20 protein-coding genes and 2 tRNA genes are annotated in these 23798 nt (G+C 52.4%); 8 read left to right on the forward strand and 14 right to left on the reverse strand.

Features of this window, described 5'->3' with window-relative positions:
* Nucleotides 1-99: 99 nt before the first annotated feature.
* Nucleotides 100-1794, reverse strand: a complete 1695-nt coding sequence (locus tag G4V39_RS05325; protein WP_166031943.1) for a cation:proton antiporter — start codon at nt 1792-1794, stop codon at nt 100-102.
* A 123-nt stretch (nt 1795-1917) separates the two neighbouring features.
* Here G4V39_RS05325 and G4V39_RS05330 point away from each other — a divergent pair, with 123 nt between their 5' ends.
* The 4 genes from G4V39_RS05330 (at nt 1918) to G4V39_RS05345 (ending at nt 6099) form a co-directional block, all read left to right on the forward strand.
* A complete protein-coding gene (locus tag G4V39_RS05330) occupies nt 1918-2511 on the forward strand; it encodes an SLATT domain-containing protein (protein ID WP_166031944.1) in 594 nt (197 codons plus the stop codon).
* 93 nt (nt 2512-2604) lie between these two features.
* Nucleotides 2605-3120: a cysteine hydrolase family protein gene (locus G4V39_RS05335; protein WP_166031945.1), complete on the forward strand. Its 516-nt coding sequence runs from the start codon at nt 2605-2607 to the stop codon at nt 3118-3120.
* A gap of 2 nt (nt 3121-3122) precedes the next feature.
* Nucleotides 3123-4478, forward strand: coding sequence for a nicotinate phosphoribosyltransferase (locus G4V39_RS05340; protein WP_166031946.1), 1356 nt, complete (start codon nt 3123-3125; stop codon nt 4476-4478).
* Between the two features lie 70 nt (nt 4479-4548).
* Nucleotides 4549-6099, forward strand: coding sequence for a methyl-accepting chemotaxis protein (locus G4V39_RS05345; protein WP_166031947.1), 1551 nt, complete (start codon nt 4549-4551; stop codon nt 6097-6099).
* A 4-nt stretch (nt 6100-6103) separates the two neighbouring features.
* On the opposite strand, the gene G4V39_RS05350 is transcribed toward G4V39_RS05345, so the two are convergent.
* Nucleotides 6104-7069 carry a peptidoglycan-binding domain-containing protein gene (locus tag G4V39_RS05350; RefSeq protein ID WP_166031948.1) on the reverse strand — a complete coding sequence of 322 codons (966 nt, stop codon included), beginning with the start codon at nt 7067-7069 and terminating at the stop codon, nt 6104-6106.
* An 11-nt stretch (nt 7070-7080) separates the two neighbouring features.
* Entirely contained in the window at nt 7081-7818 is a 738-nt protein-coding gene (locus G4V39_RS05355) for a DUF3108 domain-containing protein (RefSeq protein WP_166031949.1), read from the reverse strand.
* Nucleotides 7819-8012: 194 nt separating this feature from the next.
* Here G4V39_RS05355 and G4V39_RS05360 point away from each other — a divergent pair, with 194 nt between their 5' ends.
* Together G4V39_RS05360 and G4V39_RS05365 are read left to right on the forward strand one after the other, a co-directional pair.
* Entirely contained in the window at nt 8013-8291 is a 279-nt protein-coding gene (locus G4V39_RS05360) for an acylphosphatase (RefSeq protein ID WP_166031950.1), read from the forward strand.
* Nucleotides 8292-8343: 52 nt separating this feature from the next.
* Entirely contained in the window at nt 8344-9474 is a 1131-nt protein-coding gene (locus G4V39_RS05365; protein ID WP_166031951.1) for a M20/M25/M40 family metallo-hydrolase, read from the forward strand.
* On the opposite strand, the gene G4V39_RS05370 is transcribed toward G4V39_RS05365, so the two are convergent.
* Nucleotides 9471-10802 (reverse strand): sensor histidine kinase, encoded by a 1332-nt coding sequence (locus G4V39_RS05370; protein WP_166031952.1) that lies wholly within the window; start codon nt 10800-10802, stop codon nt 9471-9473. The genes G4V39_RS05365 and G4V39_RS05370 overlap by 4 nt on opposite strands.
* Before the next feature lie 44 nt (nt 10803-10846).
* Nucleotides 10847-11806, reverse strand: coding sequence for a hypothetical protein (locus tag G4V39_RS05375; protein WP_166031953.1), 960 nt, complete (start codon nt 11804-11806; stop codon nt 10847-10849).
* 104 nt (nt 11807-11910) lie between these two features.
* Between G4V39_RS05375 and G4V39_RS05380 the strand changes: the two genes are divergently transcribed.
* Both G4V39_RS05380 and G4V39_RS05385 read left to right on the forward strand, forming a co-directional pair.
* Nucleotides 11911-13425 (forward strand): sensor domain-containing diguanylate cyclase, encoded by a 1515-nt coding sequence (locus tag G4V39_RS05380; protein WP_166031954.1) that lies wholly within the window; start codon nt 11911-11913, stop codon nt 13423-13425.
* A 32-nt stretch (nt 13426-13457) separates the two neighbouring features.
* Nucleotides 13458-13832, forward strand: a complete 375-nt coding sequence (locus G4V39_RS05385) for a carbonic anhydrase (protein ID WP_166031955.1) — start codon at nt 13458-13460, stop codon at nt 13830-13832.
* Between the two features lie 32 nt (nt 13833-13864).
* Here the strand turns inward: G4V39_RS05385 and G4V39_RS05390 are convergent, their stop codons facing one another.
* From G4V39_RS05390 to gap, 9 genes are all read right to left on the reverse strand, one after another.
* The gene (locus G4V39_RS05390) at nt 13865-14437 is read right to left on the reverse strand and encodes a hypothetical protein (RefSeq protein ID WP_166031956.1); all 573 of its coding nucleotides are present in this window, start codon (nt 14435-14437) and stop codon (nt 13865-13867) included.
* Between the two features lie 136 nt (nt 14438-14573).
* A tRNA-Met gene (locus G4V39_RS05395) sits at nt 14574-14650 on the reverse strand.
* A gap of 14 nt (nt 14651-14664) precedes the next feature.
* Nucleotides 14665-14751, reverse strand: a tRNA-Leu gene (locus G4V39_RS05400).
* 52 nt (nt 14752-14803) lie between these two features.
* Nucleotides 14804-15127, reverse strand: a complete 324-nt coding sequence (secG, locus tag G4V39_RS05405) for a preprotein translocase subunit SecG (protein ID WP_166031957.1) — start codon at nt 15125-15127, stop codon at nt 14804-14806.
* An 11-nt stretch (nt 15128-15138) separates the two neighbouring features.
* Nucleotides 15139-15897 (reverse strand): triose-phosphate isomerase, encoded by a 759-nt coding sequence (tpiA, locus tag G4V39_RS05410; protein WP_166031958.1) that lies wholly within the window; start codon nt 15895-15897, stop codon nt 15139-15141.
* On the reverse strand, nt 15897-17099 hold the full coding sequence (locus G4V39_RS05415) for a phosphoglycerate kinase (protein ID WP_166031959.1): 1203 nt from the start codon (nt 17097-17099) through the stop codon (nt 15897-15899). Before G4V39_RS05415 ends, tpiA begins: the two co-directional genes overlap by 1 nt.
* 13 nt (nt 17100-17112) lie before the next feature.
* Nucleotides 17113-18372, reverse strand: coding sequence for a type I glyceraldehyde-3-phosphate dehydrogenase (locus G4V39_RS05420; protein ID WP_246169769.1), 1260 nt, complete (start codon nt 18370-18372; stop codon nt 17113-17115).
* 24 nt (nt 18373-18396) lie between these two features.
* Nucleotides 18397-22653, reverse strand: a complete 4257-nt coding sequence (locus tag G4V39_RS05425; protein WP_166031960.1) for a PEP/pyruvate-binding domain-containing protein — start codon at nt 22651-22653, stop codon at nt 18397-18399.
* Entirely contained in the window at nt 22654-23664 is a 1011-nt protein-coding gene (gene gap / locus G4V39_RS05430) for a type I glyceraldehyde-3-phosphate dehydrogenase (protein WP_166031961.1), read from the reverse strand.
* Nucleotides 23665-23798: the final 134 nt, after the last annotated feature.

Here is a 23798-nt window from a genome sequence, read left to right on the forward strand (position 1 = left end):
TAAACACTAAAATTTAATTTTAATCTATTTGTTGCTATAATGTTATTATACAATATGTAAATAACACTTAATGCTACAGATAGATAATTGAGTGATTAATCAAGGGCGTTCTTCCTGTTGGCGGCGTCCGGAGGGGCAAAGACGGCTGTAGTGGGCCTCCCGAAGCTCCTTGAGAAGCCCGTCAATCCTTTCTTCTGGCAGAAGATAGACCCTGAGACTCCGGACAAAGATCTCCAGGGCCACTACCAATTCTTCAGGAATGACCTCATCGGCCCCCAGCCTTAAAAGAGGAGCAATCTTGGCTACATACCGAGTGCGAACAATAATATAAAGGTTAGGATTCAGTGACCTGGCCAGAGAAACCACCCGACGCACGGCCTGAGAGTCAGGGATAGTCACCGCCAGGACTTTGGCCTGATCAACTCCGGCCTCAAGAAGAATGTATTCATAAGTGGCATCCCCAAAGATGATAGGTTCCCCGGCCTTCTTTTCCCTTTTTACCGTCTCCGGATTCATCTCCACTATGGAATAGGGAATCTCCATCCGCCTGGCGGCATCCCTTAGGGCCCGACCGATAATTCCAAAGCCAATGATGACCAGCCGGTCCCGGATAGATTCTGAAGACGAGGGCCTTCGCCCGGGCAGAAAAAGATACTGCCACCTTTCCGCCAGAGCGATCAGCACAGGAGTGACCAGCATAGTGATGATGGACACTGCCAGGAGGAATTGATACTCCTGGCGGCTGATAAGCTCTATCTTCAGGGCCTCCTGAGCCAGGAGAAAGGAAAACTCTCCTATTTGAAAGAGGCTGAGGGCCACCAAAAAGCAGATCCGCAGAGAATACCTCAGTAACCTTACCACCCCAAAAATAACGGCTGTCTTAAGGGCAAAGGATAAAAGGGCCAGCCCCAGAATGGGAACCGGATGACGCCAGACAAACAGGGGATCAAAGAGCATCCCGATAGAAATAAAGAAAAAACAGCTCAAGAAATCCTTGAAAGGCAGGATATTGGCTATGGCCTGATAACTGTATTCGGAACGAGCCAAAATAAACCCGGCCAGAAAGGCCCCTAAAGAGAGAGAAAAACCGGCCTTGTAGGTACCCCAGGCCACTGCCAGACAAAAGGTGAGAACCGCCAGGACAAAAAGCTCCCGGCTTCTTGTTCGAACCACCAGTTCCATGAATCGGGGGACTCCCCAGCGCCCCAAGGTGTAGAGCAAGGCAAACAAGAGAAGGCTTTTAAGGAAGATGATTCCCACGGAGCGGGGATCGGCCTCAACCTGTCCGGCCAGAAAGGGAACCAGGAGAACAAGGGGGACAATGGCCAAATCCTGGAAAAGAAGAAGACCCAGGGAGACCTGCCCCTGGGGACTTTCTATGAGACCCTTTTGCTGAAGGATAGTTAGAACAATGGCCGTGCTACTTAGAGCCACAAAAGAACCCAAAAAAATCGACCTTCCAAGTTCGGGGGCCACCAGGAGCCAGTAAAGACCTCCGGCCAGAACTATAGTCAGGAGGATTTGGGCCGTGCCCCCGAGAAGAACCACCCGCCGCAGACGGCGAAAGTGGGCCGGAGAAAACTCCAGCCCAATACTAAAAAGTAGCAGGACGATGCCCAATTCGGCCAGAAGTTCGATTTCGTGAGTGTTGGGAATGAGCCGGAGGCCAAAAGGACCTATAAACATTCCGGCAATGATGAATCCCACAAGGTTAGGCACCCGAAGTCGATGGGCCAGAAGACTCGTTGCCAGGGCAAAACCGAGAATGATAAGGATATCCTGAAGGATAACCATAAGCTGCCCAAACCTCCTGTCCTTTTTGAGTCTTAGGAAAGGTTTGAACTTTTTTAGCCCGTGTCCAGAGGATGGCCTTTTTTCTAAAGACTCTTAAACTTTCTGAAGGGGGTCGTAGAAGACATGAACCAGTCTGGAGAAAAAATCAGGCATTTCCTTGAGGAGATCTCCAGCCTTAACTGGGAACCACCCTCACGAGCCAAAAGCCTCCAGAAACTTCATCGACAGGTAACTGAGCTCGTCCTTGACCACATAAGATATTATAGCCGCCAGTATCAACGAAATCACAGACTATCTTGCCTTCTCAGGGGCCTGATCATCTCAATCGGGGCAAGCGGGGTCCTCTTCCCTTATTGGTCTTCCTTACTACCAAACAAATGGCAACAGCCCCATCTAGGCTACTTCCTGGTAGGGCTGGCCGGGGTCTTTTATCTGCTTGACGAGGTCTTTGCCGTAACCAAAAACTACACCCGCTTTATCCTGGTCAAGCTTCAACTAGAAGATCTTCTCTCTCGCACATCGCTTAAGTGGCAGAAGTTGTTTGCCCTCCTTGATCCCCCAAACATCTCAGACAAAGAGGTATCAGACATATTCTTTCTGGAGGAAGACCTCCTGGAGAAGGTCTACAGCCAGATCCTGAGCGAGACAGGCCAGTGGGAGTCTCTTCTAAAAAGACAACTGGCCACCATCAAAGAGAGAATCGGGACCTTAACTTAAAGTTAATTTTATTAGCCAGCTAGCAATAAGACCTTGCCTGAAAGGTCTTTTTTGGGTAGGTGGAACCTTTAAAAAAACCCGGAGGGGTTGCCCATGAGGGTGTTGATTGTCGTGGACATGCTCAATGACTTTGTCGATGAAAGGGGGGCTCTCTTTTGTGGTCCGGCGGCCCGGAGGATCATCCCCTTCGTGGCCCAAAAGATTGCGGAATTTAGACAGCAGGGCCAGCCGATTATCTATCTTCGTGATAGCCACAGCCCCGATGACCGAGAATTTGAGGCCTTTCCCCCTCACTGTGTGCGGGGTAGCTGGGGAGGAGAGATCATCCCTGAACTGGCTCCGGCCCCGGGAGATATCATCATCGAAAAGACCAGATTCTCCGGCTTTTTTCGGACACCCCTGGAGAAAGAACTTGAGCGTCTTAAGGCCCAAGAACTTCACTTTGTGGGAGTTTGCACCAATATCTGCGTCATGGACACCGTGGGAGACGCCCGCAACCGTGACTACCCTGTGGTGGTCTATCGAGACGGGGTGGCCGACTTTGACCAGGAAGCCCATGAATTCGCCCTTAAACGAATGGAGCGCATCTACCGGGCCAGGGTAATCTGACCATGGAGTTCTCTGCTCTGCTGACAGATCTTTATCAGCTGACCATGGCCGCCTGCTACTTTGAGGAGGGAATGGCCGAAGAGGCCACCTTTTCTCTGTTTGTCCGTCGTCTCCCTCAGAATCGGGCCTTTCTGGTAGCCGCCGGTCTGGATGAGGCCCTAAGGTACCTGGAATCGTTTCACTTTCGTCAAGAAGACCTGGCCTACCTGGAAAGACTGGGGCTCTTTAAGAGCAAGTTTCTTCAGTTTCTTGAGGGCCTACGTTTTACCGGCCAGGCCGCGGCCCTCCCTGAGGGAAGCATATTTTTTGCCAACGAGCCAATCATCGAGATTACCGCCCCCATTATTGAGGCCCAGCTGGTGGAGACCTATCTCCTGAACATCTTTAATATCCAGACCATGGTAGCCACCAAGGCGGCCCGTTGTCTTCTGGCCGCCCCTGATAAGACTCTAGTAGATTTTGCCGCCCGAAGAACTCAAGGGGCCGACGCCAGCCTTAAGGTGGCCCGGGCCAGTTACCTGGCCGGATTCGCTGCTACTAGCAACGTCCTGGCCGGAAAGCTCTTCGGCCTTCCGGTAGTGGGAACCATGGCCCATTCTTTTATTGAGAGCTTCCCCAGGGAAATAGACGCCTTTCGATCCTTTGCCCGCCTTTTTCCCGAAAAAACGGTCCTTCTGATCGACACCTATGACACCCTGGCCGCGGCCCAAAAGGCGGTGGCCGTAGCCAAAGAACTGGCTGCCAAGGGCTATCGAATGCTTGGGGTAAGGCTTGACTCCGGAGACATCGCCTCTTTGGCCAAGGAGGTCCGCCGAATCCTGAACGAGGCAGGGCTTAATTACGTGAAGATCTTTGTCAGCGGTGGCCTTGATGAGTTCGCCATCCGGGATCTCCTTGATCAAGGAGCCCCTATAGATGCCTTCGGAGTAGGAACCAAAATGGGAGTCTCTGCTGACGCCCCCTATCTGGATTCGGCCTATAAACTCGTCCGCTATGGACGTCGCCCGGTGGCCAAGCTGTCTGTGGGGAAGGCCACCTTGGCCGGAGACAAACAGGTCTTCAGAAAGGTAGAAGACGGCCAGATGATAGAAGACCTCATCGGCCTTCGAGAAGAGGCCATCCCCGAGGCCACCCCTCTCCTTGTCCCGGTAATGAAAGACGGAAAGCGTATTTTCTTTGAAGATCTGGCCACCTCAAGGGCGCGGTTCCAACAGGAGCTTTCCCAGCTGCCGGAAGGCCTAAAGGCCCTCTCCCCCCCCTTCCCCACCTACCCTGTGCGCCTCACCGAGGCCCTCTCCCATCTTCAGGAGGAAGTCCGCCAACGTCTCCTCAAAGAGACAGAGCATTCTAAATTTTAGGATCTTAATTAAAGTAAAAGACTCCCCCAACCGAATATCTTAGAGAAAAAACTATTCCGGAGGTTAAAGGGTGAAGATCTGGCAGAAGATTGCCCTGGGGTTCTTGGTGGTTGTCATCATCAATCTGGCCAACCTGTTGCTCCTGCTCCACCTAGAAGGCAAGGTCTTCCAGTATCAGGAGGAATCAAGCAAGGCCCAAAAAGATGTTCAGGAGCTTATCTACATAAAGGCCGGCCACATTCGCTGGAAGGTAAATGTGCTCTCGGCCCTCCTCAACGAGGTTGCTCCCAAGGTAGAGTATGATCCTACCAAATGTTCCCTGGGGCGCTTCATGGCCCGAGTCCATCCTCAGAGCCCCGAAGAAGAAAAACTCTGGGCCTCTCTCAAAAAGTATCACACCCAGATGCACCTCAATGCCCAAAAGATGGCCCAGATGATAGAAGACGAAGAGGATTTTGAAGACGTAATCGTCCCTTTTTACAACGAAAAAATCAACGCTGTCTCTAAAAAAGTCCTTAAAAAATTAGACGAGCTGGTTGATCTCTATAACCAGCGGGCCCAAGGCCTTGAGGCTCGCTCAAATGGTGAGCTCCTCCTCCTTAAAAAGACCAGCCTTATGGCCAACATGATGACCATTATCTTGGCCGTGGTCTTCGGATTTTGGGTAATCAGAGCCGTAACCGGCCCCATAAAAGAAGTCTCCAGGGGGCTGTCTCGGGTGGCCCAGGGAGATTTCAGCCAGACCATCTCTGTCTCCGGCCGGGATGAAATCTCCCAGGTAGCCGAGGCCGTAAACGGGATGATTCTCTCTTTAAGGCCCCTTATCAAGAACATCGCCCAGGGTTCAAAGACCATCAAAGAAGAGACCGAAAAGATGGCCACTTTTTCCGAAAACGCAGCCAAAGGCGGGGAGAAGGCCAGTTCCCGAGCCGACAGAATGCTTACAGAGATAGAAACTGTGGTCCAGAGCGTCGAGGAGGAAGCCGCATCCATCAACGAGATCTCCTCTGCTATCAAAGAAATCAGCCAGAACACCACCCAGGCCAGCATGATCACCAATGAGGCTGTGGATAAGGCCCAGAATGCCGGAGAGATCATCGGCCGGCTGAGCCAGGTCTCTCAAGACGTAGAAGGGATCATCAAACTCATTAGCTCCATTGCCGAGCAGACCAACCTTCTGGCCCTAAACGCCACCATTGAGGCCGCCCGGGCCGGGGAGGCGGGCAAGGGCTTTGCCGTGGTGGCCGGCGAGGTCAAGGAGCTGGCCCGCCAGACGGCAGCGGCCACAGAAGAGATCACGGAGAAGATCCGGGCCATGCAGTCTGAAAGTCAAGCTGCTGTCTCGGCTACCGAATCTATTCTGAATATTATCGGACAGATAAACGACATCTCCTCCACTATTGCCGCAGCCGTAGAGGAGCAGACGGCCGTCATTGCTGACATCGCTTCCAAGGTGGAGGATCAAAAAGAAGGGGCCAGAATCCTCAAAAATGAAGCCCAAGAGGCCCAGCAGGCGGCCAAAGAGGCCGTAGCAGCGGCCCTGGTGAACCTAGAAAACATCAAAAAGCTCGTTCACCTGGCGGAAGACTTCGAACAGGAGGCCAGAAAGTTCCGGGTCTAAGGTGTCAGTCCGGATACACCGGGGCCAATTTCAGGCCAAAGTCCCGGTCTAGATCCACCGGAAGGCCATGGACCACGCCGCGCCCCTCGGCAATGGTCAGTTTGCGGCGATGAACGTCCTCAACCCATCGGGGCCGAGAGGCCTCAGCCCGGCGATGGGCCACCACCCGCATCTTCTCCACCTCAAGGGCTTCGGGGGGAAGATCTTTATCCAGCTCGGCAAAGTCCTGCCGAATGATAACCTCCACCAGCGAGGGGATCCCGCCATTTTGAACTTTGATGTCAAACATGAGGGCGACCGCCCTCTCGGACCAGAGATCAAAATCAGCAGCCAGCCGGGAGGCAGCGGCAAAAAGCTCAGAGGCAGTCTCCACCTGAATGGCCTGAAACTCCGACAACCGCCCCAAAGTCTTAAAGTATCCGCGCCAGGGCTGATAGAGACGGAAGCGATAATCCTGGATGGACCGGGCCCAGGCTAGTTGCTCCTCCCGATCGAGAGAGAGAACCTGGAGAAGGATCCCATAGTGTTCGCCAAAGACATCGGCCAAAAGATCCGGATATCTTTCATTCATCCGCAAAATAAGGGGCGGCAGTGATCCCTGACCAAAGTTCCACTGTAGGGCTCCAAAGGAAAGCCCCTGGCCGTCAAAGTCTCCCGTTAGCCCAGCAAAACACTCCGGAGGTAGCTCACCTGTTTCAAAGAGGCCCGTTAAGGCCAGAGAGCGATAGGCCAGCGATTCCTTATAGATCGAGGGCTCTGGTATCTCTTCCCCAAACAGGGCCCTCCAGGTCTCTGGCCCTACCCGGCCATCCACTAAAAGCCCCCGGGCCCGCTGAAAACGTCGTACAGCCGACTCCGTCCCCCCGCCAAAGTCTCCGTCTATCGGACCCAGATAAAGACCAAGCTGCTGGAGTGCCCTCTGGATCTTGATGACCTCCCTTCCCTTGGAGCCGCGACGATAAACTATCATGCCCTCCCCCTCTAGGGCCTGGGTCTGACAAGCCAGGCCGTAAGATGGCCAATGGTCAGGCGTCCGGTCACCTTGACCGGAAGACGGCGAGAGTCGGCTGTAAGCCAGACATGGATATCCCCTTTGCGACCAAAAACCCCCTCAAAGGGAACCTTAGGCCGAAGGTGGAGGACTTTCTTCCAGCCGCCGGTGACCTTTATCTCCTCGTAGCCCAAAAACTCCACCGGAACCCGATAAAAACGCCCGCCGGAAAAGGTCGGAACATACTTGATCTCGCCAGGGGCAGAAAACTCAAGGTCTCTCAGATAAACAAAGGCGCTAATCTCATCAAAGGCCGGAAACTCTAAGCGGACTTCTTTTTTAAGACGGCCGTTTTTAAGCACCCGGACCACCCCGCCCCGGTAGTCAAAAAGATACTCCTTCTTTCGAGACCATTTTCCCTCGTTTTGGTCTATAAAAGACCTCACAGGATACGGGGGAGAGCCGGCCAGGATTGACTGCCAGAGATCCCGCACCGGGTAAAAAGTAGAGAGAAGCCTGGAGGATCTAGCGGTGGCGGTGATCACTATCTCCCGGCTGTTTTTTTCTACTTTAAGATGGACCTTGCCCGCCGGAAGGCCAAACCATGTCACCCGGAAGACCAGGCTCTGAGAAGAAAAGGCCTCTGTGGCCGAAAGAGGAACGGCCCCCAAAAAGAAGAAAAGACAAAAAAATCCCCAAAAAACCCGCCAGATAAACTTACCAGGCATGAAGACTCCTTTCTGAACCTTCTTCAGAAAATAGGAGAAGATGTTCAAATGGAAAAAATGCCCTTAAAGGTAAATGATAGAGCCTTTTAGATGTTTAGGCGACCTTTTTATCAGACCTTCTCTCTTTTCCCCTTGACAAAAGACAGGATAGTAGAAAGAGCTTTTCTCCAGAAGATTCCAGAAGGAGGATAGCAATGGCTAAAAAGAGGGTTCATGTCTTTATCAGCGGGAAGGTCCAAGGGGTTTTCTTTCGGGCCTATACCCAGGAAGAGGCTCGCCGCCTTGGCCTCCGAGGCTGGGTTCGCAACCTGCCAGATGGCCGGGTAGAGGCGATCTTTGAAGGTGAGGAGAAGGCCTTAGAGGAGATGATCCGCTGGTGCCACAAGGGATCTCCCGGGGCCCGAGTGACCGGAGTTGAAGTCATTGAGGAGCCTTATACAGGGGAGTTCTCCGACTTTCGCATCCGCTACTGAAACTTGGCGGCGACTCCAGTTAAAGTGATCCTTTTAAGCAAGGAGGCTGTAGATGATCAACATAGACCGCCTTACCAGAGAGTTTATCCGCTTAGCCACCATCGAAAGCCCCTCGCGCAAAGAGGGCAGACTGGCGACCTATCTTCAGGAGGTCTTTGAATCTTTAGGAGCCCGGGTTCTTTTTGACGCCTCCGCAAGCCAAACCGGCTCCGAGGTAGGCAACATGGTGGTCAAGATCCCCGGAGGCCGGGGACAGGCCATCTTCTTCAACGCCCACCTGGATACCGTGAGCCCCGTAGAGGGGATTAAGGTCATCTTCCGGGACGGAGTTTTCTCCACCGATGGCCGAACCATCCTGGGGGCTGACGACAAAAGTGCCATTGCCGCCCTGATTGAGGCCGTACGGGTCATCCAGGAGCAGGGTCTGGATCATCCTCCTCTGGAATTAGTCTTTACGGTTTGTGAGGAAATCGGTCTTCTGGGGGCCAAAAACCTGGGCTGGGAACTCATTGAGGCCCCCATGGGATATGCCCTGGACAACGAAGAGATTGATATCCTCATCAACCGGGCCCCTCAAGCTATTCGATTTCGGGCCCAGATATTGGGTCGCAGTGCTCATGCCGGGCTGGCCCCTGAGAAGGGGATAAACGCCATTAAGCTGGCGGCCAAGGCCCTGCTGGAGATGCCCTGTGGCCGAATAGATGAAGAGACCACCGCCAACGTGGGTATCATCCAAGGAGGAGTAGCTACCAACATTGTTCCCCCCGAGGTGACCATTGAGGGCGAGGCCAGAAGTCATGACAGCACCAAGCTTAAGCAGACCTGGCAGGCCATGGAGGCTGCTTTAATTAAGGCCTGCCAGACACTACCTCAGGGGCAAGACGGCCGGCCCAGTTACTCCTGGCAGATGGAAGAAGACTACCCCTTGATGAAAGTTCCCGAAGAACATCCTGTCATCAAGCTGGCCCTTCAGGCCGCCAAGGATGTGGGCCTTGATCTCAAGCTAGAGAAAACCGGTGGCGGAAGCGATGCCAACATCTTTAACGCCCACGGTCGAACTACGGTTATCCTGGGCACCGGGATGCGCGAGGTTCACACCACCAAGGAATATCTACGGTTAGAAGATCTGATAACCACCACCCGACTGGTCCTGGGAATTATCCGGGTAGCTGCCCGAGGCTAAAGAGGCAAAATGATCCGGGCCCGGGCCCCGCGAGGCTTTCGGTTTTCCAGCAAAAGCTTTCCGCCATGGGCCTCAATAATCTGACGACTGATAGCCAACCCCAGACCGGTGCCCTGAGGTTTGGTGGTAAAGAAAGGGCTAAAGAGCCGTCGGCTTACCTCCGGTGGAATCCCAGGCCCTTCATCCTCAACGAGAATCTCCACCTTCTGGCCGCCGCGCAAACAAATCGTAACTCCGCCCCGCCCCTTCATGGCCTCAGCAGCGTTGAGAATAAGATTCCAAAGCACCTGACGGATCTTGTCAGGATCCACCTCACTCCTGACAGAGGAGTCAAGGTCCAGCCGGAAGTCTATTTCCGGATAGGCCTCACTGATTGCCTCCACCGTCTCTCTAATGAGCCCGGCCAAGGGGGTTGGCCGGCGCTGGAGCCTTATGGGGCGAGCCCGTTCAAGCATGTCCTGAACAATGCGCTCTATACGCCGGCATTCTCTAACAATAACCTCGGCCCGACGACGGGCCTCTTCATCCTGGAGGGTTTCTGTGAGCATCACCCCGGCCAGCTTGAGGCTGGTAAGGGGGTTTTTTACTTCGTGGGCAAAGCTGGCCGCCATTTGAGCGGCTGTATTCTGACGCTCCGCCACCAGAAGCCTCTGCTGGTATTCCCTGAGCCGAACCAGCATTTCATTTATGGTTCGAGCTAGCTCTTTTATCTCTGGGGGGCCCTCCTCTGGAAGCTTAAGGCCTGTTTCTCCCTGGGAGATGCGCCGGGCATACCGACAAAGTCTCTCCAGGGGCCGGCCCAGGTAGTAGCCGAGGTGATAGGAAACCACCAGAGCAAAGAGAAAGCCGCTTAGAGCCGTATAAAAGACCCCTATGGCCAGCCGTTTCTTAAACAGGCTTAGAGAGGATTCCGAGGAAACCAGGGAGATTATCAGCTTCGTCCCTCCTGGCAACCGAACCAAAGAAAGGGCCTGACGTAGCGGCCCCCCGGTCGATCTGATTATTCGCTCACCAGCAAGTAGTTTTTCTAGCAAATCAGGGGTTAGCTGGGTCGGAACTTGGCCCATCAGGGCCTTATTGGTGGCCAAAAGCATCTTCCCCTGGAGATCATAAACGAAGATTTCCGCTTGAAGGAGTCTTTTAAGCCGAGGAAGGATCTGGGGTTGAAGCAGGAGGGGATCCTCGGCAATGGCCACCACTGCTCGATCCAGCTGACTGATAAGGGTCATATCCAGGATCTTTCCGGCAAAAGAGATGATAGTATAAACAAAGAAGGCACATAGAAAGAGAATAAGTGCTGAAAAATAGACAATAATCCGTCTGATCATGATCGGATCTTAGGGTGGCCAGGGAGGCGGTGTCAATCAAAAGCTCAGGGCAGGAAGGAAATCACCGTGTGTCGGTCTATCTGAAGAAACATATAAGGAACAAAAAGAAGGTGGACAGCCACCGCCAGAATCACCAGAACAGGACGGGCCCCACCTGACAAAGAGGCCCTTTCTGCCTGCCAGCATCTTCCCCCTCTTAGGAGACAGACAAAGTTGTACATCACAAAACACTCTACCGCAAAGGGAGGGAAACCCAAAAAACCAGGCAGAGGCATCTCAAACAGTTTGAGATCTCCCACCCAAGGCACCGTATATACCCATTTGGCCTGGGCCCAAAAGTTCCAAAACTCCCACAAAAAACCGCAGATCAGACCGGCCAGCAGAAGAAGATAAAATCGTTGGGGCCGCCCCTGCTGCCAGTCCTCAAGGAGAGAGTCACCACCAAATCGGTGATTGATGGGTTCAAGGAGAAAAATAAACCCGCCCCAAACCAGAGGAAAAAAATAAAGGGGCCAAATAACAGGCAGGACAAGGCAGACCAGCCCCAGGGCCACCAGAGGTAAGTAAAGCCGTTCCGGGGCACGCAGGGGAGGCACCCGAGAGCGGGCCCCGAAACCCAGAGTAAAAAGAAGCTCGTAGGTCTCAAAGAGACCGGGGAGAACCGTGGCGAAGGAAAGATAATAGCCTATCCAGCGAAGCGGCCGGTTGGCAATAATATCCACATAGTGCCAATTTTTAAGGAAGAGGTTAAACCACTCGAAGACAAGCCAGAAAAAAACCGACCAGGGGAGGAGAAGAAAGAATTCCCGACGCCGGCTTTTAAAGAGAGAGTTTCCCTTCAGGTAATAAATCAGGGCATCTATGGCAAAGATATAGGACCACCAGGCGATAAGGTAGAACCATTGCCTGACCAAGGCCTGGCCGGAGAAAAGGAGGATCTCTCCGATCACCAAAACCCCGATGGCCAGCAGACCATAGGCAGGAAAGGAGCGCTTTCTGGACAAGATTTACCTCCAAGTACGGATCTGGCCCCTTGTTTGCTGACCGCATCAAGACAGTTAATAAAATAATCTTTTCTGCCGACTCCTTAAAGAAAAAGAAGAAAAGTATGAGTGTCCTTACACGGCTAACCCAGGAGAAGTTTAGACTACCATCGCCTCCGGCTATCGCCATCCGGATCCTTGAAACCTTCAAAAAGGGGGAACCCTCTTTTGAAGAAATCGCCCGGATAATCTCTTCAGACCCGGCCCTCACGGCCAAAATCCTCCGGTTTGCCAATTCTTCTTTCTTCGGTCTCCAAAAGAAGGTGGACAACCTGAGCACAGCCGTGGGGCTTATAGGCCTTGAGGCCCTCAAAAACATGGCTCTTTCCTTCGCCATTGTTCAGAAATTTCGCGGGGAGAGCAGCGGTGGCTTCAGCTTCGAGCTTTTCTGGAAGCGAGCCGTAACCTCAGCCGTAGCCGCCTCGGAGATCGCCCGGACCATCTCTCTGACCTCAGAGAACATCTTTGTGGCCGCCCTGCTAATGGATCTGGGCATCCTGACCATGCATCTCTGCCGCCCTCAGGACTACCAGCAAGTCTTCGATGAAAAGAGGGCCAAGGGGCTCTCGGTAGTTGAGGCTGAAAGACTGGTCTTTGGCTTTGACCACCAAGCCGTGGGACAAGAGCTCCTTCAGGAATGGAACCTCCCAGAGGGAATCTGGCAGCTGGTAGGCAAACACCACTTCGATTACTCCCTCTACTGCAAGAACAAGAAGCTAACGGCCAATATGATCCTCTGCCTGGCTGATCTATGTTCCTCGGTCTATCATGGTTCGGGCAATGTTCAGAAACTCCAGACCCTGAAAAAGATCCTCCAGGAAGTACTCCGCTTTGAAGAAAGCGAAACAGAAAATTTTATCGACAAGATAGGACAGGAGACGGTAGAGATTCTTTCTGTCTTTGAGATCGAACCCGGAAAGATGAAGCCTTACTCCCAGATTCTCCAGGAGGCCAACGAAGAGCTGGCCAAACTAAATATCTCCTACGCCCAGCTGCTCGTGGCCCACAAACAGGCCAAAGAACGGGCGGAGAAGCTGGCCCAAGAGCTTCTTGAGGCCAATAAAAAACTACGAGAGCTGGCCTATCGCGACGGGCTTACCGGGCTTTATAATCATCGATACTTTCAGGAAATCCTGGAAAGGGAGATTAAGAGGGCCAGGCGTTATAAAAAACCTCTTTCTCTGCTTATGATCGACATCGACCACTTTAAAAAGATAAACGACACCTACGGGCACCTCCACGGTGATGAGGTTTTAAAGAGACTGGCCCAAATCTTCAGTGAATCCATCCGGGCCTGTGATTACGCCGCCCGATACGGAGGCGAGGAGTTTTCCATAATTCTCCCCGAAACTCCCCTGAACGGAGCCCTAAATGTGGCTGAAAGACTGCGTCAAAGGGTAAAAAACACCCCCATAGTCCTTGCTGATCAGGAGATCAGAGTGACTATCAGCATTGGACTGGCCGCCTATGAAAATACTCAAATAGAAATTACCAGATCACAACTTATCTCTCTGGCAGACAAGGCTCTTTATCAGTCTAAAATGGCCGGACGAGACCGGGTTACCGGAGTCCGCATATAAAATCTTTATCTGAAATGAGGGGCTGAGATTATATGAAATTTTGCACCGTAATTAATTGTATGGATGGAAGGACTCAAATACCAGTAATTGAATATCTAAAACGAAGATTCAAAGTGCAATATGTAGATAGCATTACAGAACCGGGGCCAAATCTCATCTTGGCCCAAAAAGATGACCTGCACTCGGTTCAATCTATTCTCAAGAGATTAAGCATTTCGGTTAAAAAACACGGCTCTCAGGCAATAGCAATTGTTGGACATTATGACTGTGCTGGAAACCCTGCCCCCAAAGAAGAACAGATTAACCATATTAAAGAAGCTATCAAATTTATCAAATATTATTACCCAGACAAAGAAGTTATTGGTCTCTGGGTCAACAAAGATTGGAAAGTCAAAGAAGTAAAATAAAAAACCAACTTGAAATATGGACCCCACCTCCACTAAGCATCAATAAAAAAGAAGTCTTTTGTCTTCATTCTCCATGAATCATGGTCAATGGTTAAAAGCCCTCGAGAGATTAAAGATTTATCACAGAGAAAAGGCAACTCTACTTGTTTTCTGACAACAATATCTTCATTAATTTTTGATTTACCCAAGACACCTTTAATATATCTAATGTTCTTTAAGTCGATCTTATCATCCATATACATGGCCTCTACCAGGTGGCCTCCGCACCAAAGAAAGCAGATAGAAAAAGGGTACGTACTTGTATAAATCCGATCAAGTCCACTAAAATGAATAAAAGGTTCGGGATGTTTATGAACAATTCCCCAAAAACCGTTTGAGGGAATCCAATAAGGTATTACATAATCCGGAGAGATAGTCTGAGGTGGAATGATAGCTTCTTTATTAAAGAGGAGACGATTGCCATCTATCTCTCCCTCAATATAAAAAATAAATTCATAGTCTTTCAGTTTTTGGTCAAGATTTCGGGCAGTATCAAGAATTTTCTCATTAAGAAAATATTCTTCTATAGATTCGGAAACAGAAAGCCACTTTTCGACTTTGTTCATTTTAGAATCTCCGATTTTCCCCCCTTCTGGCCTTAAGGCCTTTATAAATTTTGATTCTCTTTGCCTTAAACAGGATGTTTTCGACAGGAAAGGGCCACTTTTGGGAATTCAACAGGCAGAAAAAAATAAAAAAAACTGGTAGCGGGGGGAGGATTTGAACCTCCGACCTTCGGGTTATGAGCCCGACGAGCTACCGGACTGCTCCACCCCGCGTACCAGTCTCTCCGTGGTGCCGAGGGCGGGATTCGAACCCGCACGGGCTCACGCCCACTGCCCCCTCAAGACAGCGTGTCTCCCAATTCCACCACCTCGGCACCGGGAGCAAAAGCATATTAATCGCTTTCGCCCATCCTTTCAAGGGTAGAACTATTTAGCCTCAGGGGTAGATGGTGCCGGAGGAATGGGGGCCTCGTGCTTCTCGGTCTGGGGCGGGGGAGAAAACTTCTCCACCACCGAGCCTTTCCCCCCTCTGGCGGCCATATAAGTCAGAGAAAGAGAGGTAATAAAAAACAAGACCACTAAAACAGTGGTGACCTTATTCAAGAAGGTGGCCGGGCCAGAGCCGCCAAAAATGGCCTGACTGGAGCCAAAGACAGCCCCCACCTCGGCTCCCTTACCGGCCTGCATCAGAACAACAGCAATTAAAAAGAGGCAAACAATAACATGAATTACTATCAAAAGGGTGTGCATACTTTACTCCATCAGCCCTGATACTTGACAATCCGGACAAAGCTCTCCAGTTTGAGAGAAGCCCCCCCGACCAGGACCCCATCGATGTCATCCTGGGCCATAAGGGAATCAATGTTGTCCGGTTTAACGCTGCCTCCATACAATATTCTCAACCCCTTGGCAAGGGTATCTCCAAAGAGCTCCCCCAGGTGGTTACGGATAAAGGCATGGACTTCCTGGGCCTGGTCCGGAGTGGCCGTCTTGCCTGTTCCTATGGCCCAGACAGGCTCGTAAGCGATAACCAGATCTTTAAGGTCTTTGCCCTCAAGGCCAGCCAGACCTCCGTCTATCTGGGTCTTTACTACCTGAAAGGTCTCTCCGGACTCTCGCTCCTCAAGGCGCTCCCCCACACAGAGGATAGGCCTCAAACCATGCCTTATAACCGCGGCCACCTTTTTGTTGATCAGCTCATCTGTCTCTCCGAAGATATGACGCCTTTCTGAGTGGCCCAGGATAACGTAGCGACACCCCACATCCTTAAGCATCAGAGGAGAGATCTCCCCGGTAAAGGCCCCCTGATCCTCATAGTAACAGTTCTGGGCTCCCAACTGGATAGACGTATTTGAGACCACCTCTGATACCGGCTTAAGAGCAGTAAACGGTGGGCAAATGAGAACCTCCCGGTCTCCAAGCCCCTGACATTCTTTGGCCAACCCCTGGGCCAAGTCCAGGGCCTCGGCCACGGTCTTATACATCTTCCAGTTTCCGGCAATAAGGGGAAGCCTCTCCATTAGTCCCTCCTTCCCTCAGGATCGCATAACTCCAGGGCAGCCACCCCGGGCAGGGTCTTTCCCTCAAGGAGGGCCAAAAAGGCCCCCCCGCCCGTGGAGATATAGGAGATGTTGTCTGATTCACCCGCCTTATGAACGGCGACATCGGTATCACCACCGCCGACGATGGTCAGGGCATAAGAAGAGGCCAGGGCCCGCACCATGGCCATCGTCCCCCGGGAGAAGGCGTCCATCTCAAAGACCCCCATCGGCCCATTCCAGACAATGGTTCGGGCGTTGTGAAGGGCCTCGGTAAAAAGCCGTACTGTAGCCGGCCCGATATCCATTATGTACCAGCCGGCCGGAACTTCCTGGATAGGGACAATCTTTATCTCCGCCCGGGGATCAAACTTCTCGGCCACCACGCAATCAACAGGCAGGTAGAACTTAACCCCCCGCTCTTTGGCCTGTCTGATGAGCTGGGAAGCGGTCTCAAGAAGGTCATCTTCAACTTTGGAACGCCCCACCTCAAAGCCCTGGCTCTTAATAAAAGTGTTGGCCATGGCCCCCCCGATGAGAAGCTTGTCAACCTTCTGGAGAAGGTTTTCTAGGGCTCCCAGCTTGCTGGAGACCTTGGCTCCACCGACAATGGCCACCAGAGGCCGAGCCGGCTCTTCAAGGGCCCGATGAAAATAAGACAGCTCCCGTTTCATCAGGAAACCAGCCCCACAGAGTTGAACGTACTCTGTCACCCCCACCACCGAGGCATGGGCCCGGTGGGCAACGGCGAAGGCATCGTTAATGTAACCCTCGGCCAGAGAGGCCAGCTCTCGGGCAAAGGCCGGATCATTCTTGGTCTCCCCCTCGTGAAAGCGAAGGTTCTCCAGAAGAAGAATCTCCCCCGGAGAGAGCCCTTCACAGAGCCTTTTTACCTCTTCTCCCACACAGTCTGGGGCCAGGGTGACCTCCTTGGCCAGAAGACGCGAAAGTCTCTTGGCCACCGGTCTGAGACTGTAGCGTTCGTCCCTTTTGCCCTTGGGCCGGCCCAGATGAGAACAAAGAACCAGACTGGCCCCCTCATCTAGGGCATAATTTAAAGTCGGCAAAACGGCCCTTATCCGAGTATCGTCAGTGATATTGCCCTCTTCATCTAGGGGGACATTAAAATCCACTCGAACAAGAAGTCTCTTCCCTTTAATAGGGAGCTCGTTGATATACTTCATCCGTCCCTCCTGATCAGCTCATCTTGCCAGCGATGTAAACGGTAAGATCCCCCAACATATTGGTATAGCTGCCAAGCTCGTTGTCATACCAACCGTAGATAACCACCTGAGTCACCGGGACCTCCACCAGAGGACAGGCCAGGGCCTTGAGGGCCTCCTCCGGGGCCTCACCGCAGGCCTTGGAGATATCCACCCGAATAGTGGCTGTTCTGGTGTGGGTCTCGGAGGCCTCGATAATGGCGGCCGCCCTGGGGTAGCCGATAATATCGGCCGAGACATTCTGCTCCTCCGTATAAACCAGATAGTCCTTCATGGGGCCTGAGGCGGCCTTGGCGTAGATCTCATTTATTACCTCTCGGGTAACCCGATTCTCCACACTCTCATCATGAATATTAACGGTGAGGATAATCAGAGAACCAGTAGAGGTGGGGATACGGACACTTTCGGCAATAAAGCCAATGCGCCGCATCTCTGGAATGACCAAGGCCAGGGCCTTGGCCGCCCCGGTAGTGGTAAGGATGATGTTATTAAAAATACTGCGATTTTTTCGCAGATCTTTAGCCCCGGCCGCCGGTAGCCGGTCAAGAACCATCTGACTCCCGGTGGCCGCATGCACGGTAACCATGGAGGCGGTCAGTATTCGATCAGCCCCGAAGTGGTCTATAAGGGGTTTAATCATATAGGCCAGGCAGGTAGTGGTGCAGCTGGCCGCAGAGACCAGTTTGTGTTTGGCGGGGTTGAAGTCATCTTCGTTAATCCCCATAACCGTGGTTACGGCATCCTCTGGAATGGTCTTTTCTTTATCTTTTATCTTAAACGGGGCAGAAAGGATGGCCCTTTCGGCTCCGGCCTCAAGGTGCCCCCTGAGGGCCCCCCCGGGTTCGCTGGCCGGTTTGGTAGGGTCAGTAAAACGACCGGTAGAATCCACCACCAGTCGGACATCATGTTTCCGCCAGTTGATCTCAGCCGGGTTGCGACTTTCCCGAAGTATCCTCACCGGAACTCCGTCGATGGTCATGGTTCCCTCTGCCTCATTAAGATTCTCAATAACCCGGCCAGACCTGTGCCCATAAAGATAAACGTTTAGCCGACCATAGGTGCTGTCTTTTTCGATGTAGTTGGCAATATCCTCCAGACTCCGACCAGCTTGGCGACCGATATTGACAACGATCTCCGGGAAGTGCTTCCGGGACACATGGTGCCAGAGGGTGAGCTTGCCGATTCTACCCAGACCATTGATGCCAAGTTTCAGTGGACTCTTCGCCTCCGTCATCTTGCCTCCTCCTTAAAGAGCTTTCTATTCAAGGGCAAATTTGACCTCTTCCTGAACGGGATGTCGGCCGAGATAGACCCTGCCCCGAACCCCATCGATGCTGACCCAGTCTCCTTTCTTTACGGTATGGCCGTTGAAGCGGCAATATCCTTTTGGCTCAAAGACGACCATGGGCTGACATCCGACAACACACGTTTTACCCAGCCGGGCAGCGACAATGGCCGCATGGGAAGTCTGCCCGCCCTTAGCGGTCAAAAGGCCATCAGCCAGCGAGATCTCCTGAATATCATCAGGAACTGTATCAGAGCGGATAAGAATGATGGGAACTCCAGGATCGGTCTCTCTAAGATCTTTAATATCCTCCAGGCTAAAGGCCGCCAGTCCCGACAGGGCGCCTCCATTTACCCCGATGCCCCGGGCAACAAAGCTCTTCTCCAGGGCCTCCGAGGGCACAAAAACCGGCACCCGTTCACGATCTTCCTTGGTAACCATATCCCGGCTCTGGAGGATAAAGAGCTTCTCGGCCTCCGGTCCCTCAAAGGTAAATTCGATTTCCTGAGGACTCCACTTTTTGCGATAGACAAGCTCCTGGGCCATCTTATAAAGGGCCTGATAAATCTCTGGAAAGGCCTCCTCCAGGGATAGCTCTCCGGAGCGTCCTTCCCGCTTTTTCTGTTCAATGGAGATAGGATAGGTGGTCACCAAACCGGAAACAATATCTTCTCCCTGATTGCCGGGAGTGTAGTCGCCCCAAAGAACAACCCTGGAGAGCTTACCAAAGGGCGGAGCCGTAAAGAGCACTCCCGTGCCTGAATCCCGGGAAAGATTCCCAAAGGTCATACACTGGACGATGACCGCTGTCCCCCAATTATCGGATATCCCCATGATCTGCCGGTAGGCCCGGGCCTTGGGAGAGTCCCAAGAGCCGAGAACAAGCCTTATGGCCACCAGGAGTTGTTCCCAGGGATCATCAGCGATCTCCAAACCGTAGTCAAGAACTGTCCGGCGGTAAAGGAGGGCCAGCTCCTTCATCTGCTCTCCCGTAAAGTCCCTCTTCTTGACCACCCGGTAGCGCTCCTTATGGGTCCGCATGAGGGAGTTAAAGATCTCCCGCTCCATACCAAAAGCCATTCCCCAGCTCTGGACAAAGCGGCGATAGGTATCCCAGGCAAACCAGACCTGGCCTGTTCTCTCGGCCAGCCCCTCGATGATCTCCGGATTGCTACCCACATTGAGAAGAGTGGCCATCATCCCGGGCATGGAGATAGCCGCCCCACTCCGAACCGAAAGAAGGAGCGGATTAGTGGGAGAGCCGAAAGTCCGACCTGTTTCCTCCTCCAGCCGGTGAATGCCGTCTTTTATCTGGGCGATAAAGTCTTCGTGGGCCTTAACAGAAAGCTGAATGATCCGATAGCAACGGAAAACCTCGGTAGTAATAATGAAGCCTGGAGGCACCCGAATTCCCTCCCGGGCCAGGAGATAAAGATTATATCCTTTGTTGCCCAGATGAATAAGGTCTTCGGTTAGAGGGTTGGGTTGATGGATAAAACAGATGGCCCGACCAGGGTCATAACTCAGAAGGAGGTCGAGATCCTCGGCCGAGAGGCCTTCCCGCTGCTCAAGAATGGTATGATAGATACGACTGACAAAGTTATCCAGATATTGAAGCCCGAAGGCCGAGGCAATGAGATCCCTCAAGAAACGCTCTGAGAGGCGATGGAAAAGTTCCCGATCGCATAGCCTCTCGGCCCCAACCAAGTACTTCGGAAGCAGGTTCTCGCGTCCGAGTTGCCGAATAATTATTCCCAAATTTTCCCGGTGGGGGCTGACGTAATAGACCTTGATAATGTCCTTAACCCCCTCGGAAAGCCCCCGAACAATGTCCACATACTGGGTAAAGGTAAAGCGGCGCACCTCAAGGGATTTCTCCAGAAGGGTGAGATAAGTATTAAACTTTTTGGAACTGATTCCCTCCAGCTCCAAGGCTCGCTGAAAGAAACGCAGGCACTTGAGAATTTTGTAAAAGGTGGCCCGGGTAATAAAAGGAATGTCGATGGAATCCACCAGACGTTCAAAATAAACGTTGGCCAGATTCTCTAGCCGAAACGTAAGCCCCAGGGCATCAAACTTCCGCTCATGGTAGCGACCATACATGGAGGGGATATCAGCAGCAATATGGCGTTTGTGGTAGATATCCTCTCGGGCCTCAAACTTCTCCGGGGAGAGAATGATCCCCTTTAGATAACATAGATAATCCAGGATGGCGTCAAGACAGGCGGCCGGATCGTCCTTCTTATCCTTAAGGATGGTAATTAGATGGTCCAGGTTCTCAAAACCCCAATATTTGGCCTGCTCCAGATGGTAGAAGATCTCCTCTACCCCCAGAGTGTATTTGATGTTCTCCAGACGATACATCTTCACCAAGAGCTGAAAGCGCCTGCGCTCCTGCTCGGAGACGTCTTTTTGAGCAGCCAGGAAGGACTCCAGCTCCTCATCTGAGAGACGCAAAAGTTGCTCAGGTCTTTGGAGCTCAAAGGTTTCAAAAAGGCGTTTAAGAAGCAGGTGAACTTCATCCACAAAAGGCCCGGAAGTCTCTATCTGTTCCAGAACCTCCGGGGGAACATAACGGGAAAGGCCTGACTTTTCCCTGGTGAGCCAGAAGCGGAAGATCTCCTCAATGAAATCAAGGATCAGATTAGAGGATTCCACATGACTCTGCTTACGCAGAAAGTGGATAAGGGGATCCTTGCGCCGAAGAATCTCGTCAAGCTCGGTGGAGACATCGCGCAGCAGACCTTCAGCCCCGATCTCATTAAAATAGACGGGAAGAATCCGGCAGAACTGCTTGACAAGATTGTAGACAGGCTCAATCTCGCTGTTGAGGAGCTTGGTAATATCTTTCTGAAAAAGATCTGTGTCTCGAATGCAGGTGCCAGCCAACTTGAGATTAATGATCAGGGCGGACAGCAGGGTGGTGCACCACTTCGGATTGCGGCCGATAAGATCAAGCCAGATGCGAATATTAAGCAGATGGGCCGGATTACAGATTACGTGCCACTCGACATCCACTCCCTGGACATTGGGGGGTTGAAAACCAAAGCGAACCACCTGTTCCAGAAAAAGCTCCACCAGGTGAGGACTGGCCCGATCGAAGATCTCCTGCCCCAGGGCCCGGATACACTCCAGGGCCGTATGAGGGTATTCGGCCACGTTGTCCCGCAGAAGCTCAAAAGAGCGGACGATAAACTCCTCCAGACGGGCTGGAGGCTCCCGGCGAACCATGGAGACCAGGATCCGGTTGACCTCTCTAAGGGTCTCCTCGTGGATGGGAGCCAGACCTTTTAGCTCCAAGATGTGGAAGAGAAACAATATGTGACAGTTGCGTAAAGGGTCATCGGCGGCCAGGCCCTGGGAGAGCTCCTCCAGCCTCCGGGCTATCTCTTTGTAGCTCCGGATAAGGTCGATGAAGTCTGGAAACTCCAGAAGCCTATCCAGGGCAGCCCTTGAGCTTAAGGCATAAGGGAAGGCCTCCAGGACAGCCAGATACTGCCGTAAAGTCTCGTGTGAGATTGGTTGAAAGATAGCACAGGCATCTTCCTTAAGGCAGGTCTTTTGACACTGAGACAAAAACCAGGCCAAAGGATCAGGGGCCTTAAGCCAGAAGTGGTAGGTAAGGACCAGCCCCCGATAGATGAGCCGGGCGAGATTCTCCAGACCAGCCTCTGGTGGCAATTTGTGGAGCAGGCTTCGCCCCAGCCTTTTAAGGGAATGGTAGCTCTGCATAAGGGAGATGAAGGTCTCATCAGGGATACTCTGAAGGCGCCCAAAGATGTAGTTAAGGAAGGGAAGGTAGGCAGGAAAGCTATCCTCAGGAAGGACCTCGACAATCTTCTCCAGATAGGCCCAGAGGGCATCAATAGCCTGGGATTTTATATCCTCCTCTTTGGCCTCCAGGATAAGGTCAATAAAGACATCGGCAATGGCGGCCGAGGCCTCGGCCCCTCGTTCGTGGAGGCCATAAGCCTTGAAGTTTTTCAGGGCAAAGGATCTAAGCTCCGGCAGGATCAAACGCCAGTTTCGATAGGGATGATGAAGCTCAAAAAGAAGGTGGTCTACCTGTTTACGAAGCCCCTGGTAGTCAGCCACCACCTCTCTTAAGACTTCAAACCGGGGCTGGATGCAGACGGACTCAACCGCGGTTTCCTGAAGATTGGCCCTCAGGGCGTCGGATTCCAGAGGAATCTCGCGCCCTGGAGGGCAGGCATTTGGCGGATTCTTCATCTAGACGGCCCTTTTGCTATCCATGAATTTAATCAGATCAAGAACCCGATTGGAATACCCCCACTCATTGTCGTACCAGGCCATGACTTTTACCATGTAACCCTCAATGACCCGGGTGCAAAGTCCATCAACCACCGCCGAATGCTGGTTCCCCAGAAAGTCTGTGGATACCAGAGGCTCCTCGGTGTAGCCCAGAAAGCGGCTCTGGGCGGCCTTAAGGGCCTCATTAACCTCAGGGACCGTAACCTCTCGCTCCACCTCACAGACCAGGTCAATAAGGGAAACGTCTGGGGTGGGCACCCGGACAGCCAGACCATCAAATTTGCCCTGGAGTTCAGGGATCACCTTGCCCACCGCCGCCGCCGCCCCGGTCTTGGTGGGAATCATGTTCACCGCCGCCGCCCGGGCCCGCCGCAGGTCTTTGTGAGGAAAGTCAAGGATTCGCTGGTCATTGGTGTAGGCGTGAACTGTAGTCACCAACCCCCTTTTGATGCCAAAGCGATCCAGGATCACCTTGGCCACCGGAGCCAAACAGTTAGTGGTGCAAGAGGCGTTGGAAACTACATGATGCTCAAGAGGATTGTAATCGTCTTCATTGACCCCCATAACAATAGTAATATCTTCATTTTTGGCCGGGGCAGTAATAACCACCTTCTTGGCCCCAGCATCCAGGTGCCCGCGGGCCAGATTGCCGTCGGTAAAACGACCGGTGGCCTCAATAACGTAATCTACCCCCATCTCCGCCCAGGGGATCTTGGCCGGCTCGGTAAAGTTAAAGATACGAACCTCCTCTCCATCAACAAGGAGACCGTTTTCCGTAGCCTTTACCTCCTGAGGCAGGGTTCCCATCACTGAATCATATTTTAACAGGTGAGCCAGAGTGCGATTATCGGTGAGATCATTGACGGCTACAATCTGGATATCATCTTTAAATTCTGGATATTTAAGGTGGGCCCGATAAATACAACGCCCGATACGGCCAAAACCGTTAATACCAACCCGTATAGCCATAGCCATCCTCCTTATTTAGATTTTTCCATCCTGATCGGAAAAACCCTCCGGTCTTTGAAGCGATAAGAGCCTTCTCGCCCAATCAAATCACTTTTTTACGATAAGAGGCCCCTTGAGCGGCGTCAATTAGCATC

The sequence above is a fragment of the Thermosulfuriphilus ammonigenes genome, from assembly GCF_011207455.1.
GTDB classification, from domain to species: Bacteria; Desulfobacterota; Thermodesulfobacteria; order Thermodesulfobacteriales; family ST65; genus Thermosulfuriphilus; species Thermosulfuriphilus ammonigenes.